This is a genomic window from Neorhizobium sp. R1-B, assembly GCF_004368875.1.
Taxonomy (GTDB): domain Bacteria; phylum Pseudomonadota; class Alphaproteobacteria; order Rhizobiales; family Rhizobiaceae; genus Neorhizobium; species Neorhizobium huautlense.
Genome location: NZ_SOEM01000010.1, coordinates 21,634 through 39,087 on the forward strand (window position 1 = coordinate 21,634; position 17,454 = coordinate 39,087).

The following is a 17,454-nucleotide window of genomic DNA, read 5'->3' on the forward strand; positions in this document are numbered from 1 at the left end:
ATGAATGATTCGTGCGGTTCCGGCCCGTCGACCTCAGGTCGTCGGCTCCGGGCAAGGCACGAAATGGTATGTCTTGTCGATGAGCGGCAATTGGACGGAGACAGACCGGTTATGTCGGTAAAAATAACGAGCCTGTTCAAGCAGGCCGATCCCTCTTGCGACGGAGTTGGTTCTCCGGCCTCGCAATCCGTATCCGGAGATCCGGATGACGGAGCGGCTGCGGGCGGATTCAATCGTCTCGCCCGCTTCGGCAGCGCCATTCTTTCGGGAACCGCTCTCTCTGGACTTGCGACAGCTGCTCTTGCGCAGCAGTCCGCCACGGAAGCGACCCGCCTCTTTTCCTCAACCGAAGTCGTGGTTTCATCGGTCGTCCTCGGCGCACTTGGCGCCGCGCTTCTTTCCGCTGTCTGGCTGGTGCGTCAACGGGGCAATATGGAGGCCGAGACGCAGGAAATGCGCAGCGCACTTTCGGATGCACAACAACGCATTTCCAAATATGAGGCCCTGATCGCCGACAAGAACCGACGCATCGTCATCTGGGAGGGCGGAGCATCGAAGCCCGAGTTCCTCGGCCAGCTGCCAGCGGAGACCGGAGCTCCACAGCAGGATCGCGACTTCCTGGCGTTCGGCCGCTGGCTTCGCAGCCTATCTGCAGGCGAACTCGAAAAGTCGATTGAGCTTCTTCGCAGCGAAGCACGCACCTTCGATATGATCGTCGAGACCAACCGGGACGAGATTCTCGAGGTTCAGGGCCGCGTTTCGGGTGGCAAGGCTTTTGTGCGCTTTATCGCGCTCAATAACTTGCGCGCCGAGCTTGCCGAACTGAAAATCGAACGCGAACGGCTTGCCGGCTCGATTTCCCTATTCCACTCGCTGCTCGATGCGATCGAACAGCCGGTATGGCGGCGAGACCATCAAGGTAAACTCAGCTGGGTCAACCACGCCTATGGCGACGCCGTCGAAGCGCCCACGCCAGATCGGGCAATCGAAGAGGGACGCGAATTCCTCGGCACGATCGCCCGCGAAAAGATCAAGGCGGCCGCGACGCCGGCCTCACCTTTCCATGACCGGATTTCGACAGTGGTGCATGGCAACCGGACCATGTTCGATGTTGTGGACGTCGTCATGCCGGGCGGTTCCGCGGGCATGGCTATAGACGTGTCCGAGGCGGAAGCGGTGCGCGAGGAACTGAAGCGAACGCTGAGAAGTCATGCGGAAACTCTTGATCACCTCGCAACCCCGGTTGCGATTTTCGATGGGGACCGCCGGCTGCAGTTCTATAATCAGGCCTTTGCCCAGCTCTGGGGCCTAAGCCTTCCCTTCCTGGATTCGCGGCCGGACAATAGTGAGTTGCTGGACAAATTGCGCAGCGAAGGCAAATTGCCGGAGCAGCTCAACTGGCGGAGCTGGAAGGAAACCGCGCTTTCCGTGTACCGCTCGCCGGACACGCAGACGGACCTCTGGCATCTACCGAATGGCCAGACGCTGCGCGTGATTGCCACGGCGCATCCGCAGGGCGGCGCCACATGGGTCTTTGAAAACCTGACCGAGCAGGTGAGCCTCGAAACCCGCTACAATACATTGGTCAAGGTTCAGGGCGAAACCATCGACCACCTCTCCGAAGGCGTTGCCGTTTTCGGTCCGGACGGGCGCATCCGTCTCTCCAACCCGGCCTTCCGGGCGCTGTGGGGCATCACGGCCGACGAAGCCAAGCCGAACACTCACATCAAGGCGATCGAGGCGGCCTGCGCGCCGTCCTACGACAAGCCGGACGGCTGGCGCCGGTTTGGCCAGATGCTGACCAATTTCGATGACGAACGGCCCTCGCTTCAGGGAACCTTCGAGCTCTATTCGGGCCTGGTCCTCGACTATGCCGTGACCCCGCTGCCGAACGCCCAGACGATGTTCACCTTTGTCGATATGACGGCAAGTGCGCGGGCCGAACGGGCGCTGAAGGAGAAGAACGAAGCGTTGCGGAAGGCCGACGAGATCAAGAACGATTTCGTGCAGCACGTATCCTACGAGCTTCGCTCGCCGCTCACCAATATCATCGGTTTTACGGATCTCCTGAAGACGCCGGGCATCGGTCCTCTCAACGAGCGGCAATCGGAATATATCGACCACATCTCGACGTCGTCCTCGGTCCTGCTGACGATCGTCAACGACATTCTAGACCTTGCGACCGTCGATGCAGGCATCATGCAGCTCCATTATTCGGAACTGGCCATCGACGATCTGCTCGATGACGTGGCAATGCAGATTGCCGATCGGCTGCACGAAAACGGAGTTACGCTTGCCATCACCGCGCCGGCCGGCCTGGGCACGATCGTCGCGGACCAGCAACGGCTGAAGCAGATCCTCATAAAGCTGCTCACCAATGCAACGAATTTTGCGCCGGAAGGGTCAGCCATCACCCTCAATTGCTGGCGCACCCCCAATGACGTATTCTTCTCCGTGACCGACAGAGGCCCCGGCATCCCGGAAGAAATACTGAAGAACGTCTTTAACCGCTTCTCCTCCAGCGCCAAGGGTGGCAAGCGCAGCGGCGCGGGCCTCGGCTTGTCGATCGTCGAAAGCTTCGTCAATCTGCATCACGGTGACGTCACGATCGACAGCCAGCCGGGCCAGGGGACGACCGTCACCTGCCGCGTTCCGAGCGCCGCCGGCAAGACACATTCCGTCGCCGCCGAATGACGGGCGCCACGGATTTAACGCTTCTTCTTGCCAACGAAGCCGACACGATTCGGCTGGGGGAAGATTTGGCACTTGCGCTCAGGCAAGGCGACTGGCTGGCTCTTTCCGGCGATCTCGGCGCCGGCAAATCCACACTTGCCCGCGCTTTGCTGCGGGCATTGGCCGACGATGACGAGCTGGAAGTCCCAAGCCCGACCTTCACGCTCGTGCAGAGCTACGACCTGCGGATTCCGGTGGCGCATTTCGACCTCTACAGGCTCGGTCACGCCTCCGAGCTGGATGAGCTCGGTTTCGATGAAGCGCTCGCAAACGGCATCTGCCTTGTCGAGTGGCCGGAAATCGCCGACGACCTGTTGCCCTCCACACGTATCTCCCTGCGCCTCGAACATCATGAAGGCGGGCGACAAGCAACGATTAGGGGACCGGAAGCCCAGATGAAGCGCGTCCGCCGGGTTCTGGCGATCCGTGCGTTTTTGAGCAAGCATGGTCATGATAACGCTCGGCGCCGTTTCCTGACCGGCGACGCCTCGATGCGGGCTTACGAGAAGATCACGACATCGGCTGGCGAGACACTGATCCTGATGGACTGGCCAAAGCCGCCCGCAGGTCCGGCCGTACTCGACGGCAAACCTTACCCCAAGGTGGCGCATCTGGCCGAAGACGCCTATCCTTTCGTCGCCATCGCCCAGTATCTGCGCGAACTGGGGCTGGCTGCGCCGCAGGTCCTGCATGTCGACTATGACCAGGGCATTTTGCTGATCGAGAACCTCGGCAGCGAAGGCGTCCTGGACGCGAACGGTCGACCGATCCCGGAGCGCTACCGTGAAAGCGTCGTATGTCTTGCTTTTCTGCACAGCCACGAGATGCGGCAGGACCTGCCCGTCGGCGAAAGCCATATCCACCACATTCCGGACTTCGATCCGACCGCAATGGCTATGGAAGCTCGGCTTCTTGTCGACTGGCATCTGCCGTGGAAACGCGGCACTCCGGCGACCGAAGAAGAGCGGGAGGACTATCTTGCAATCTGGGCTGGCCTGATCCGGGAGCTGGAAGGTTCCGAAAAGAACCTTCTGCTGCGCGACTTCCATTCACCCAATATCATCTGGCGCCCAAACGAGTCGGGCGTGCACCGCGTCGGGCTGATCGATTTTCAGGATGCGATGATCGGTCCGACGGCCTATGATCTTGCGTCGATCGTCCAGGATGCGCGGGTCGACATACCAAAACCGCTCGCCGACCAGATGATGGTCGACTACGTGACCCTACGACGCTCGCTCGGCGCCTTCGACGAACCGGCTTTCCACAAAGCCTGGGCGATCATGGCGGCTCAACGCAATTGCAAGCTTTCGGGCCTCTGGGTGCGGCTCATGCAGCGGGATGGCAAACCGGGCTATATGAAGCACATGCCCCGCACGCTTGGTTACCTTGCAACCGCTTTAAAGCACGAAACCCTGACGCCTCTGCGGGAATGGTGCAAGAAGGTCGGAATAGAGCTACCCGAATCATAGCCACGGCTCTAAAACAGCAGGCATGACCACCATCCAACAGGCCATGGTACTTGCCGCAGGCCTCGGCACCCGTTTGCGGCCAATCACCGATACGATGCCCAAGCCGCTGGTGCCCGTCTCCGGCAAGCCGATGATCGATTATGCGCTCGACGCTCTGGCGGATGCCGGCGTCAGGCGCGCGGCCGTCAACGTCCACCATTTTGCCGGCATGATGGAGGCACATCTTGCAGCTTATCCCCGTCTGCAAATCGTGATCTCGGATGAACGTGCGGCGTTGATGAATTCCGGCGGAGGCCTCGCCAAGGGGCTCAAACTGCTGGATCCGGGTCTCCTCTACGTCATGAATGCCGATCTTTTCTGGATCGGCGAAAAACCAAGCGCAAAGACGAACCTTCAGCGCCTTGCCGAATTTTTCGATCCGAATGCGATGGATTTGGCACTCCTCTGCGTCCCCCTCGAACGGACCACCGGCCACAACGGCAAGAAGGATTTTCAGCTCGACCCGGATGGGCGCCTCTTTCGTTATGCCGATGGCGGCGATAACCCAGTCGTTTATGCCGGCGCGATCGTCATGCATTCCTCCCTCCTCGATGAGGCGCCGGCGGATGCCTTCAATCTCAACATCTATTTCGACCGGGCGATCGAAAAAGGCCGCCTGTTCGGCATGATGATGGAGGGAGAATGGATTACCGTCGGCACACCGGAAGCCCTGCCTGCCGCCGAGGCGGTCATTACCCGCCATTCAGCGGGAGCCTGAGCCGTGGATATGCGGCAGAAACGCGTGTTTTCCATCCCGCCGGGCGCGCCGTTTCTGAAAACGCTGGCCACTGCCCTTTGTGAAGGGCGCCTCGATGAGACGTTCCGTTACGATCCTTCCGAACCGCTTTCGCTCGCAAATGTAACGATCTTCGTGCCGACGCGGCGTTCCGCCCGCGTGTTGCGCTCGGAATTCGTCGATCTTCTCGGCGGTCGCTCGACGATCCTGCCGGTCATTCGTCCACTTGGGGAAACGGACGACGACAGCGGCTATTTCGACCTTGCGGCACCGGAGGAAATGGATCTGGCGTTGCCGATCGGCGGCACCGCTAGCCTCCTGGAACTCGGGCGGCTGATCCTTGCCTGGCGCAACCAGCTTCCGAAGATCGTGCTCGACATACATTCGGAATCGCCGCTTGTGGCCCCCGCAAGCCCCGCCGATGCAATCTGGCTTGCTCGGGCGCTTTCCGAGCTCATCACCGCGGTCGAGACCGAGGATCGCGACTGGTCTGACTTGAAGAACCTGAACACGGGTGAACATGCGCTCTGGTGGCAGCTGACTGCGGAGTTCCTGTCGATCGCCAGCGCCTTTTGGCCGGCGCGCCTGGAGGAACTCAAACGTTCTTCGCCGGCAAGACATCAGGCAGCAATCCTGCGTGGCGAGGCTAAAAGGATCGCTACACGCGATCACAAAGGGCCTGTTATCGTGGCGGGCTCCACAGGTTCCGTGCCGGCTGCGGCCGATCTGATCGCAGCCATTTCCCGGCTGCCGAACGGAACCGTGGTCCTGCCCGGTCTCGATCTTTCCATGCCGGCGGATCAATGGGCGACGATTGGCGAACACGCCATCGACGGCTTGTCCGAACCCGCAAGCCGCAGCCACCCGCAATTCGGCCTATGGCGGCTGCTGCAGAAGCTCGGCGTCACGCGGGACGATGTCCGCATCCTGGGTGAGGTGCCGGACGAACTGATATTCCGGGCAACCGCAATCTCGCAGGCCCTCGTCCCCGCCAAGGCAACCGATCGCTGGAATAGCTGGCGGGAAGCGGCTGACCCTCACCAACTCGGGCGGGCATTCGCCGAAGTATCCCTCATTGAGGCCGCCAACGAACGCGAAGAAGCCGTCGCGATCGCGATTGCACTGCGTCTGGCGCTCGAGGAACCCGGCAGAAACGGCGGAGACAGCCAAGCTGCGCTCATCACGCCCGACCGGATGCTTGCCCGCCGGGTCACCGCCGAACTCGCACGCTTCGGCGTCATCGCAGACGATTCGGCCGGCTCGCCCCTTTCCGGCACGCCGCAAGGCACGATCACCCAGCTCCTGCTGGAAGCGACGCTGCGACCGGGAGATCCGGTGGCCATCGTCGGACTTCTGAAGCATCCCCTCCTGCGTCTCGGCCTTCCGTCGGGCGACCTGCGCACCGCCGTCGAAGCCTTGGAAGTCCTGGCACTGCGCGGGGGAGTCGGCGACATGGACATATCCGCTCTGGAGCCGCTGCTTGAAAAGCAGCTCGCCGATCAGTTGGACGACAGGCACCCGCCCCGTTGGCGGCTCTCTTTGACCCGAGAAGCGGCAGACCAGGCCCGTGATCTGGCCCGCCGCCTATCCGAAGCGGTGGAACCGCTTGCCGGCGCGCTGCTTCGCAGACGTCCCGATGGTCGCGGGCTGACGACCCGTCTTCTCCTTTCCGACTGGGCGGAGCGAACCGGTCGGGCGCTGGAGGCGATCTGCATAGACGAAAAGGGAAATCTCGCTGCCCTCTGGTCAAGCGAAGCGGGGGAGCGGCTGGCGAGCCTCCTGTCGGAGGTCATCGACACGGACGGCCAGATGGAGGCGGACGGGCCGCAATGGGTCGATATCGTGATGGCGCTGACGACGGGGGAAGCGGTAAAGCCACGCTCCCTCAGCCATCCGCGTGTCTTCATCTTCGGCACGCTGGAAGCCCGCCTGCAGAGCGTCGACATGATGATCCTCGGCGGGCTGAACGAGGGCTCCTGGCCCGGCCAGACGGTGAACAACCCCTTCCTTTCCCGGACGATGAAGACGGATATGGGCCTTGAGCCGCCTGAGCGGCGCATAGGACAGCTGGCTCACGACTTCGAAATGGCCTGCGGAACCCGCCACCTTATCCTGTCGCGTTCGTTGCGCCAGGGTTCCACCCCGACCGTGGCCTCGCGCTGGCTGCAGAGGCTGCTTGCGCTCGGCGGCAAGTCCTTCGCTGACGAGCTGAAAGCCCGCGGTCAGCAATATCGCGACTGGGCCGCGGTCATCGATGCAGGCGAGAGGCAGGATCAAGCCAAGCGCCCTGCTCCGAAACCGCCGGCCGAGCTGCAGCCGACGAAATATTCATTCAGCGAAGTGGGTCGGCTGCGCCGCGACCCCTATTCCGTCTACGCCCGCCGCGTCTTGCAGCTCGATCCGCTTGCACCATTCAATCAAGATCCAGGCGCCTCGGAACGCGGCACGCTCTATCACGCCATCATCGATCGCCATACCCGCGAAGGCCACCAACCCGGATCGCCGGCAGCAAGCGAAGCGATGAAGCGAATCACCGAGGAGCTTTTCGACGCCGCACAATTGCCGCCGCATATCGATCAGGTCTGGCGGCCGCGTTTCCGGCACGTCGCCCGGGCGTTCCTCGATTGGGAAACCGGCCGCGCTCCGGACGTCCGCAAGACCTTGACGGAAGTCGGCGCCGGCTGGGAGCTGGAGCCTGCCGGCATACGCGTCACCGGCATTGCCGACCGCATCGACATCACGGGCTCCGGCCAGGCCGATCTCATCGACTACAAAACCGGCCTCAGCCCGTCCGTCTCGCAGGCACGGGCGTTGCTCGACCCCCAGCTGGCGCTCGAAGCAGCCGCCCTGATGGCGGGGGCATTCCGTGACGCGGGGCTGCTGCAGCCGAAGGACCTCGTCTATGTCCGCCTGCGGCCCGGAGACCGTTTCAAGTCGGAAAAGGTCAACAACGAGGATGCAAACGCAACGGCGAAACGCCAGCCCAAATCAGCCCTGGATCTGGCCCAGGAATCGCTTGAGCAGCTTACTCGTTTCGTCGTTGCGTTGCGCACCGGTCAAGCCGGCTTCGCATCCCGGCTGATCCCGTTCATGCAAGGCGATTTCGGCGGCGAATACGACCACCTTGCCCGTGTGGCGGAATGGTCCACCGCGGATGACGACGGGGAGGCCGAAACGGATGAATGACCACCTTCCCGAGGACGACGATCCGCTGCGGTGGATCGACTGGACGACAGTGCAGCAGTCGCTGGCTTCCGATCCGGTCAGTTCCGCTTGGGTATCGGCCAATGCCGGCTCCGGCAAGACCCATGTTCTGACCCAGCGTGTCATCCGGCTTCTGCTTTCCGAATGCCGGCCCTCCTCCATCCTCTGCCTCACCTACACGAAGGCTGCGGCGTCGGAAATGTCGAACCGCGTCTTTCAGAGGTTGTCCGAGTGGACGGTGCTCTCCGACGACGAACTGCGGAAAAGAATCGCAGCCATCGAAGGACAGGAGCCGGATTCGTTTAAACTTGCCGAAGCACGGCGGCTGTTTGCAAAGGCGCTGGAGACGCCGGGCGGCCTGAAGATCCAGACGATCCACGCCTTTTGCGAGGCGCTGCTCCACCAGTTCCCGCTTGAAGCCAATGTTGCCGGCCACTTTTCGGTTCTCGACGACCGCGCAGCATCCGCGCTGCTGGCGGAAGCCCGCCGCTCCCTGCTGACCGCCACGTCCGCGGAAGAGGACCCGGAACTTGCGGAAGCGTTCGCGCATGTACTCGATCTCGGTGACGAATTCGGCCTCGAGACCTTGCTGTCCGACATTATTTCGAACCGCACCGCGATCCGCCGCTTCGTCGCGCGGGCGGAGCGCCACGGTGGCGTCGGCGTTGAATTGAAACGCGCCTTCGGGCTTCAGCCGGCGGATACCGAAGAGAGCATCGCAGCCGGCTATTGGCCGCTGCCAGCTCTTTCAGGCCTGACGCTCGACCTCTATCTGGCCCTGGCCGACCAGAAAGGGGGGCAAAAGGTAACGGAGGTGGCCTACGGGCTTCGGATGGTCCAGAGGGAGCCCGACGTCTTCAAGCGGGCTCAGCATCTCGACCAGATTTTCCTGACACGCGAAGGCAAGCCGAAGGCGGACAGCTCGCTGATTGCCAAAGCGATGGTCACAACCGCGCCGGAGCTGGCGCAAGCGATCGAAGCCGCCCGCATGCATATCGTTGCATGCCGGGACCGGCTGCGGCTTATCCGCATGTTCGAAGCAACCAAGGCGGCACTGGCGCTCGCCCGGCGGCTCAACGAAGACTATGAGGACCTCAAGAAACGGCGCAGTCTGCTGGATTTCGAAGACCTGATAGCCCGTACCGCAGAGCTCCTCACCCGTGAGGGCGTCGGTGCATGGGTGCACTACAAGCTCGATCAGGGCATCGACCACATCCTTGTCGACGAGGCGCAGGATACCAGCCCTGTTCAGTGGACGGTCATCAAGTCGCTTGCCGAGGATTTCTATTCCGGGGCCAGCGCGCGGGCGGCCCGGCGCACGATCTTCGCCGTTGGGGACGAGAAACAATCTATCTATTCTTTCCAGGGCGCGCGGCCGGAACGTTTTGCCGAGGAGCGCAGCGAAACCGAAAGGCGGGTGACGGGAAGCGGTCAGCCGTTCCATCCGGTACGGCTTCCCCTCTCCTTCCGCTCCACCGCCGACGTGCTGGCCGCCGTCGACCAGGTGTTTTCGCTGGAAGAGAATTCGAGGGGTCTCAGCGCGCTGGGCGAGCCCGTTCAGCACCGCTCCAACCGGATCGGTCACCCCGGGGCCGTCGATTTCTGGGACGTCGTGATGCCGGAAGCCTCCGAGCAGGAGGAGGATTGGACCGCGCCTTTCGACTCGACGCCCGATAAGGCCCCGTCCGCCATTCTTGCAAGCCGGATCGCCAACCGGATCGGCGAAATGATCGGCAGCGAAACCATTATCGAGAAGGGCGTCGAGCGACTGATCGAGCCCGGTGATATCCTCGTGCTCGTCCGCAAGCGCGACGCTTTCGTCAATGCGCTCACCCGGGCGTTGAAACGGCGCGACAACATTCCTGTCGCCGGTGCGGATCGGTTGCGGCTGACCAGCCACATCGCCGTGCAGGACCTGCTGGCGCTCGGGCGTTTCCTGCTGCTTCCTCAGGACGATCTGTCGCTCGTCGCTCTCCTGAAAAGTCCGCTCTTCAACCTTTCGGAAGAAGATGTCTTCGAGATCGCAGCGCTTCGCCCGGCGAATGCGAGCGCCTGGACACAACTCAACGGCCTGGCGGAAGAACAGCCTTTGCGGTTCCGCAATGCAGCGGACCGGCTACAGCATCTCCTGACGCTTTCGCGGGAGGTCAGCCCGCATGATCTCTTTGCACGGATTCTCGGCCAGTATGGCGGCCGGCGTAAATTCCTTGGTCGGCTCGGCACCGAAGCCGGCGACATCCTCGACGAGTTTCTAACCTTCGCCCTGGATCACGAAACCAACGGTCTGCCTGGGCTGCAAGCCCTCGTTTCCACGCTTGAGCTGGAATCTCCCGAGGTGAAACGCGAGCAGGACGGCGGACGAAACGAGATTAGAATTATGACCGTGCATGCCTCCAAGGGGCTAGAAGCACCGGTCGTCTTTCTCGTGGACAGCGGTTCGAAAGCGTTCATTTCCTCCCATGTGCCAAAGTTCAGATTGCTGAGGATTGCGGGTGAGGAAGTGCCGGCCTGGGTTCCGGGGAAGGGGCTCGCCAATGCCCTCACGGCGGCCGATGACGAGCGGATAAGACGGTCGACCGAGGAAGAATACCGCCGGCTTCTGTACGTTGGCATGACTCGCGCCGCCGACCGGCTGATCGTCTGCGGCTACCGCGGCAAGATCGACAATCCCGACACCTGGCAGGCCATGATTGCCAGGGCGCTCTCAGCCGACGAAAACCGCTGCAAGCCGGTGCAGTTCTCCGGTGCGGACGGGGAATGGAGTGGCTTTCAATGGCGGCTGCCTGGAACTGCCGGCAGGATCGAGAAAAGTCAGGAAAGGCTCCCGGCGTCAGGAGACAAAAGCGCTCTGCCTGCCGCCCTCTCCAGGGCGCTACCGCCGCAGACGCTTTTGCCACGTCCCTTGAGCCCTTCGGGTGCCGGCGCCATGATCGATGACGATGCCGACGATCTGATCGTCACGTCACCGCTCTTCCGCGAAGAAAAAAGTGTCGGCCTCGCATTGCAAAAGGGCCGGCTCGTACACCGCATGCTGCAGATGCTGACGGAGTTTCCCGAGGCCGAGCGGGAGACCGCCGCCCGGCGCTATGCGGAGCGGGCCGCACGCTTCTGGCCGGCAGCCGAGCGAGACAATCTCGTGGCCAGCGTCATGTCGGTGCTTTCGCAGGCCGAGCTCCGGCCAATCTTTTCCGAAAAGAGCCAGGCCGAGGTCTCGATCATGGGGACCCTGGCTCTGGAGGGAAAGGACTATGCCATTTCCGGGCGAATAGACCGGCTCGTGGTGACGGAAGATCGGGTGATCATTCTCGACTACAAGACCAATCGCGTTCCGCCAGAGACGCCAGACGACGTGCCATTTTCCCATCGCGCCCAGCTTGCCATATACCGAGAAATCCTGAAGCCGCTTTATCCGGCAAAAGACCTCGACTGCATCCTCGTTTATACCGAAACAGCTGCCGTTATTACCCTACCACCGGAACTCCTGTCACGTTCGCTTGCAGAACTCAAAACAAAGTGAGATGACCGCCATTGAAAACTTTGAGCGCCCGTCTCACATTTACACCAACAGAGAATCGTGAAGGAGAGCCCTATGGCTACCGTGAAAGTCGATAACAGCAATTTCCAGTCCGAAGTCCTGAATTCGGCCGAGCCGGTGGTCGTGGACTTCTGGGCTGAATGGTGCGGTCCCTGCAAAATGATCGCTCCGAGCCTCGAAGAAATTGCCACCGAGCTGGCAGGCAAGGTGAAGGTCGCCAAGCTGAACATCGACGAGAACCCGGAACTGGCAGCCCAGTTCGGCGTACGCTCGATCCCGACGCTCGCGATGTTCAAGGACGGTGAAGTGGCCGACATCAAGGTCGGGGCCGCTCCGAAGACTGCCCTTTCGGCTTGGATCTCCGGCGCCGCTTAAGCCTTTTTACGCAGCATGACCTCGAAAAACCCGGTTGTCCCCTGCAGCCGGGTTTTTTGCTGTTTCCGAAAAGGACCCTTATTTCGGTGGAGTGCCGTTGTCGGCAAGCACGTTGCCGGCGAAATAAAGCGATCCGCCGATAAGGATACGGGGCGGCGGGGCTCCGGGTAGCTGCCTTTCCGTAATTTCCCGCAAGGCTTCCTCCGTCGAGCCCGCCGGTTCCGCGACCAGCCCTGCATCGAAGGCGGCATGGGCCAGGACCACGGGATCGAGTGCCGACTCACTGCCCCTGATGCGGACGGTGAAGACATGTTCGGCAATGTCTGCGAACGCCCGGAAATATCCGACAGGATCCTTGGTATTGATCATCCCGGCGATGATATAGAGCGGCCGAGGCTGGCGCTCCTCGAAGGCGGCCATAGCTTCGGCAACCACCTCGCCGGCACCGGGATTGTGTCCGCCGTCCAGCCAGATTTCCGCGCCTTCCGGCGCATGACCCAGAAGCTTGCCTTCGGTAATCCGCTGCAACCGGGCCGGCCACTCGACCGTTGCCATCGCCTTTTCCATCATGGCTTCGGTCACCGGAAAGCCTGCCGCCTTGACGGCTCGGATCGCCGCTGCGGCATTGGCATATTGGTGCCGACCGGGAAGTCTCGGCAGCGGCAGATCCGCAAGGCCAAATTCGTCCTGGTAAATCAGGCGGCCGAATTCCTCGTGGGCGGAAAAATCCTGACCGTAGACAGACATCGGACAGCCCAGCCGCTCCGCGGTGGAAACCAGTGTATCCTGGGCTGCCTCAAATTCCTGGTGCCCTATGACGACCGGCCGGCCGCGCTTCATGATGCCCGCCTTTTCCGCAGCGATCAGTTCCACACGATCGCCAAGATAGGCCTGATGATCCAGCGAGATCGGCATGATGACGGAGACGGCCGGATCGGAAATGACATTGGTGGCATCGAAACGGCCGCCCAGGCCGACTTCGAGGATGACCGCATCGGCCGGCTGCTCGGAGAAGAGCAGAAAGGTAGCCGCCGTCAGAATTTCAAAGACCGTAATGGTCTGGCCGTCGTTTGCGGCAGCGATACGTCGCAGCACATCCGCTAACATGGCATCATCGACCAGCTGGCCTCGCCCACCCGTGACGCCGATCCGGTAACGTTCGTGCCAATTCACGAGATGTGGGGAAGTATGAACATGCGTTGCATAGCCGCCCGCCTCGAGCAGCGCCCGGCAGAAAGCCGTCGCCGACCCCTTTCCATTGGTGCCTGCAACGTGGATGACCGGCGGCAATTTCTTATGCGGATTACCGAGAACTTCGAGAAGCCGTGTGATCCGATCAAGCGAAAGGTCGAAACCCTTCGGATGAAGGGCCATCAGCTTGTCGATTTCCTGTTCAGCCGCGCTGACAACGGGCTCGTTCATCGTGCTCATCCCGCCGCTCCGGCTCTCGACACGTCAATCGGTCAGGCGCTGGCCGCAACCGGTGCTGCAATCGCCTGCTGGATCGGCTGCTTCGTCAGCATTTTCAGGATTCTTGCCAGCGTCGACGGGATGTCGTGACGCTTTACGACCATATCGACCATGCCGTGTTCAAGCAGATATTCCGAAGTCTGGAAACCTTCCGGCAGCTTCTCGCGCAGCGTCTGCTCGATCACCCGCTTGCCGGCAAAACCGATCTCAGCACCCGGCTCGGCAATGTGGACGTCGCCCAGCATTGCATAGGAAGCGGTGACGCCGCCGGTCGTTGGATTGGTCAGCACGACGACATAGGGCAGGCCCGCTTCCTTCAGCATGTTGACGGCAACGGTGGTGCGCGGAAGCTGCATCAGCGACAGGATGCCCTCCTGCATGCGCGCCCCGCCGGAAGCCGGGAAGATGACCAGCGGGCACTTTTCGGAAACCGCCCGTTCGCAGGCCCTGACGATCGCCTCGCCGGCTGCCATGCCGAGCGAACCGCCGATGAAATTAAACTCGTGAACGACGGCGACGAGCTTCAGACCCTGCACCTGCCCGACGCCGGCCAGGATGGTATCCTCCTGCTCAGTCTTTACCCGGCTGTCCTTGAGGCGATCGGCGTAACGTTTGGAATCGCGGAACTTCAACGGGTCCTGAGCGACCTTCGGCTGCGGCAGCGATTCGAAGTGGCCGCCGTCGAACAGATCCTTCAGTCGCGCCTTGGCCGGCATCTTCATGTGATAGCCGGATGCGGGGATGACCCACTTGTTCTCTTCCAGATCCTTGTGGAAGACCATTTCGCCGGTTTCCGGGCATTTGATCCAGAGGTTTTCCGGAACGTCCCGGTTCGGGCGGCCAAGCATGGAATTGATACGTGGCCGGACATAATTGGTGATCCAGTTCACTTGGGCGTACTCCCGTTGGAATCTTGCCTAATGTGGGTAAACTATTCGGCGGCAACAAGGCGGGCGGCGCGTACGCCGGTCGCCAGGCCGCGAACCAGGGTCGAAACAGCTGCGACTGTATCCGGACCTGCCGCACCGTCCTTCGTCAGGCTGCCCGCAATCTGCGCGACGATTGCCGAGCCGACCACAACGCCATCGGCCGCAGCGCCAATCGCCTTGGCGTGATCGGCCGTCTTCACGCCGAAGCCGACGCAGACGGGCAGCTTTGTGTGGCCCTTGATGCGCTTGACGGCGCCCGAAACCAGCGACGGGTCCGGCAGAGCCGAACCGGTGATGCCGTTCATCGAGACGTAATAAACAAAACCGGACGTGTTCTTGAGGACGGCCGGCAGACGCTTGTCATCGGTGGTAGGTGTTGCGAGTCGGATGAAGTTGATGCCCTTGGCAAGAGCCGGGATACAAAGTTCATCGTCCATTTCCGGGGGCAGATCGACGACGATCAGGCCGTCTATCCCGGCCGAGATTGCGTCATCGAGAAACTTGTCGACGCCGTAGACATAGATGGGATTGTAGTAGCCCATCATCACAATCGGCGTCTCGTTGTCCCCTTCGCGGAATTTCCGCGCCAGTTCCAACGTCTTTGAAAGGGTCTGGCCGCCTTTGAGCGCCCGCTGACCCGCCATCTGGATTGCTGGCCCATCGGCCATCGGATCCGAGAACGGCATGCCGAGTTCTATGACGTCCGCACCGGCCTCCGGCAAAGCCTTCATGATGTTCAGCGACGTTTCGAAATCCGGATCGCCGCCCATGAAATAGGTGATCAGAGCGGGACGGCCCTCGGCTTTCAGCGCCGCGAAACGGTTGTCCATACGAGCTGTCATGTCAGAGTTCCATTCCGAGAATCTTGCCGACGGTGAAGATATCCTTGTCGCCCCGGCCGGAGAGGTTCATCAGGATGATCTCTTCCTTGCCCATTTTCGGCGCGCGCTTGATGACTTCTGCGAGGGCGTGGCTCGGCTCCAGTGCCGGAATGATGCCTTCAAGTCGAGTGAGAACCTGGAATGCGTCCAGAGCTTCCTGGTCCATGATCGGCACATATTCCACCCGGCCGATGGAATGCAGCCAGCTGTGCTCAGGGCCGATGCCCGGATAATCGAGGCCCGCCGAAATCGAATGGCCTTCGAGGATCTGCCCGTCTTCATTCTGCAGCAGATAGGTGCGATTGCCATGCAACACGCCCGGCGTGCCGGCGGTGATGGAAGCGCAATGTTCTTCGCCCTGAAGCCCGCGGCCGCCTGCTTCGACGCCGACGATCTTTACATCCTGGTCGTCCAGGAAGGGATGGAAGATGCCGATTGCGTTGGAGCCGCCGCCCACCGCGGCGATGACGACATCAGGAAGCCTGCCTTCCGCTTCCAGGATCTGCTCCCGGGCTTCAGTGCCGATGACAGACTGGAAGTCGCGGACCATTTCCGGGTAAGGATGCGGGCCGGCAGCCGTGCCGATCAGATAATAGGTGTCATCGACATTGGTGACCCAGTCGCGCAACGCCTCGTTCATGGCGTCCTTCAGCGTGCCGTTCCCGGCTGTCACCGGCTTTACTTCCGCACCAAGGAGCTTCATGCGGAACACATTGGGGGCCTGACGCTCGACGTCGGTGGCGCCCATGTACACGACGCAGGGGAAACCGAAACGGGCGGCGACGGTGGCTGAGGCCACGCCGTGCTGACCGGCACCGGTTTCTGCGATGATACGGGTCTTACCCATGCGCTTGGCAAGCAGGATCTGCCCGATGCAGTTGTTGATCTTGTGCGAACCGGTGTGGTTGAGCTCTTCGCGCTTGAAATAGATCTTCGCTCCGCCGAGATGGGCCGTCAGGCGCTCGGCGAAATAAAGCGGGCTTGGACGGCCGATATAGTGAGCGCCGAGATCCGCCAGCTCCTTCTGGAAGACAGGATCGGTCTTCGCCTTCTCCCATTCGCCCTGCAGATCCAGGATCAGCGGCATCAGCGTTTCGGCGACGAAGCGTCCGCCGAAAATGCCGAAACGGCCGTCCTCGTCAGGGCCGGAACGAAACGAATTGGGTTGTGGCGTCTGGTTCACTCTCAACTCCTTAGGCGATCTTCTGCCGCGCTGCTGCGATAGCATCGAAGACCGCATCGATCATGCCAAGGTCCTTGACGCCCGGCGCACTTTCCACACCGGACGACATATCGATACCGGTTGCGCGGGTAGACGCGAGCGCGGCAGCGACATTATCCTTGTTCAATCCCCCGGAAAGCATGTAATCCACGCTTTCGTCAAGCGAAGCCATCACACTCCAGTCAAAGGAAACGCCGTTGCCGCCCGGAAGTTCGGATCCCGCCGGGGCCTTGGCATCGAACAGGAAACGGTCGGCGACGCCGATATAAGCGTCGATGCGGTCGAGATCGCCGGCCTCCCTGACCGAAAAAACCTTCATGACCGGCAGGCCGTAGAGCGCCTTCAAGTGCAGGACGCGTTCCGGGCTTTCGTTGCCGTGCAGCTGCAGGATATCCGGACGGAGCAGTGAAACGATGTCGTCCAGCTCCTCGTCGTCGGCATTCACCGTGACGGCGACGATCTTCACGCGCCCCCGGACACGGTCCGCCATCTCGCCAGCAACCTCCGGCGCAATATTACGCGGGCTTTTGGGAAAAAAGATAAAACCGATATGCGTGGCGCCCCGCGCCACGGCGCGATCGACAGCCTCTGGGGTCTTCAATCCGCAGATCTTGATATCAGGTTTCATGAGGTGCGGGAGTGACACGAAATCTTGCCGAAGTCGAGGCAAATCGTGCCAAGACGGATTGGCCCCTTGGCGATCTTCGGGTCTTGCGGGGCTCGCCCGGGAGGACGAGCGTTTGTTCTTTCGTCATCCTCGGCCTTGAGGCGAGGATCGGCCGGGACACGTCGTGTGCCTCGTATAAATTAGTTTAGGTGACACGCAACGTGTCCCGTTCGGTGTGTTTTTTCCGCGCAACT

General features: G+C 61.5%; 11 protein-coding genes. 6 read left to right on the forward strand and 5 right to left on the reverse strand.

What is annotated here, in order from left to right; translation table 11 throughout:
* The first annotated feature begins 111 nt into the window (after positions 1-111).
* The 6 genes from EDE05_RS15210 to trxA all read left to right on the forward strand — a co-directional run bounded on the left by EDE05_RS15210 (position 112) and on the right by trxA (position 12,091).
* Complete coding sequence (locus EDE05_RS15210; protein WP_132411028.1) at positions 112-2,694, forward strand: PAS domain-containing sensor histidine kinase; 2,583 nt, start codon at positions 112-114, stop codon at positions 2,692-2,694.
* Positions 2,691-4,202: a tRNA (adenosine(37)-N6)-threonylcarbamoyltransferase complex ATPase subunit type 1 TsaE gene (tsaE, locus tag EDE05_RS15215; RefSeq protein WP_132411030.1), complete on the forward strand. Its 1,512-nt coding sequence runs from the start codon at positions 2,691-2,693 to the stop codon at positions 4,200-4,202. The genes EDE05_RS15210 and tsaE overlap by 4 nt, the downstream gene beginning before the upstream one ends.
* Before the next feature lie 22 nt (positions 4,203-4,224).
* Positions 4,225-4,959 carry a nucleotidyltransferase family protein gene (locus tag EDE05_RS15220; protein WP_132411032.1) on the forward strand — a complete coding sequence of 245 codons (735 nt, stop codon included), beginning with the start codon at positions 4,225-4,227 and terminating at the stop codon, positions 4,957-4,959.
* A 9-nt stretch (positions 4,960-4,968) separates the two neighbouring features.
* Positions 4,969-8,163, forward strand: a complete 3,195-nt coding sequence (gene addB, locus EDE05_RS15225; protein ID WP_132411204.1) for a double-strand break repair protein AddB — start codon at positions 4,969-4,971, stop codon at positions 8,161-8,163.
* Positions 8,156-11,698 (forward strand): double-strand break repair helicase AddA, encoded by a 3,543-nt coding sequence (addA, locus tag EDE05_RS15230; protein WP_132411034.1) that lies wholly within the window; start codon positions 8,156-8,158, stop codon positions 11,696-11,698. Before addB ends, addA begins: the two co-directional genes overlap by 8 nt.
* A gap of 72 nt (positions 11,699-11,770) precedes the next feature.
* Positions 11,771-12,091 (forward strand): thioredoxin, encoded by a 321-nt coding sequence (gene trxA / locus EDE05_RS15235; RefSeq protein WP_132411036.1) that lies wholly within the window; start codon positions 11,771-11,773, stop codon positions 12,089-12,091.
* Between the two features lie 78 nt (positions 12,092-12,169).
* Here trxA and EDE05_RS15240 read toward each other — a convergent pair whose 3' ends face one another.
* Genes EDE05_RS15240 through EDE05_RS15260 form a run of 5 tightly spaced genes read right to left on the reverse strand, consistent with a single transcriptional unit; the run spans position 12,170 to position 17,221 of the window.
* A complete protein-coding gene (locus EDE05_RS15240) occupies positions 12,170-13,522 on the reverse strand; it encodes a folylpolyglutamate synthase/dihydrofolate synthase family protein (RefSeq protein WP_132411038.1) in 1,353 nt (450 codons plus the stop codon).
* A gap of 32 nt (positions 13,523-13,554) precedes the next feature.
* The gene (accD, locus tag EDE05_RS15245) at positions 13,555-14,451 is read right to left on the reverse strand and encodes an acetyl-CoA carboxylase, carboxyltransferase subunit beta (RefSeq protein ID WP_105372222.1); all 897 of its coding nucleotides are present in this window, start codon (positions 14,449-14,451) and stop codon (positions 13,555-13,557) included.
* Between the two features lie 41 nt (positions 14,452-14,492).
* Positions 14,493-15,332 carry a tryptophan synthase subunit alpha gene (gene trpA, locus EDE05_RS15250; RefSeq protein WP_132411040.1) on the reverse strand — a complete coding sequence of 280 codons (840 nt, stop codon included), beginning with the start codon at positions 15,330-15,332 and terminating at the stop codon, positions 14,493-14,495.
* A gap of 1 nt (position 15,333) precedes the next feature.
* The gene (gene trpB / locus EDE05_RS15255; RefSeq protein ID WP_132411042.1) at positions 15,334-16,554 is read right to left on the reverse strand and encodes a tryptophan synthase subunit beta; all 1,221 of its coding nucleotides are present in this window, start codon (positions 16,552-16,554) and stop codon (positions 15,334-15,336) included.
* Between the two features lie 10 nt (positions 16,555-16,564).
* Positions 16,565-17,221, reverse strand: a complete 657-nt coding sequence (locus tag EDE05_RS15260) for a phosphoribosylanthranilate isomerase (RefSeq protein WP_132411206.1) — start codon at positions 17,219-17,221, stop codon at positions 16,565-16,567.
* Between the last annotated feature and the right edge of the window lie 233 nt (positions 17,222-17,454).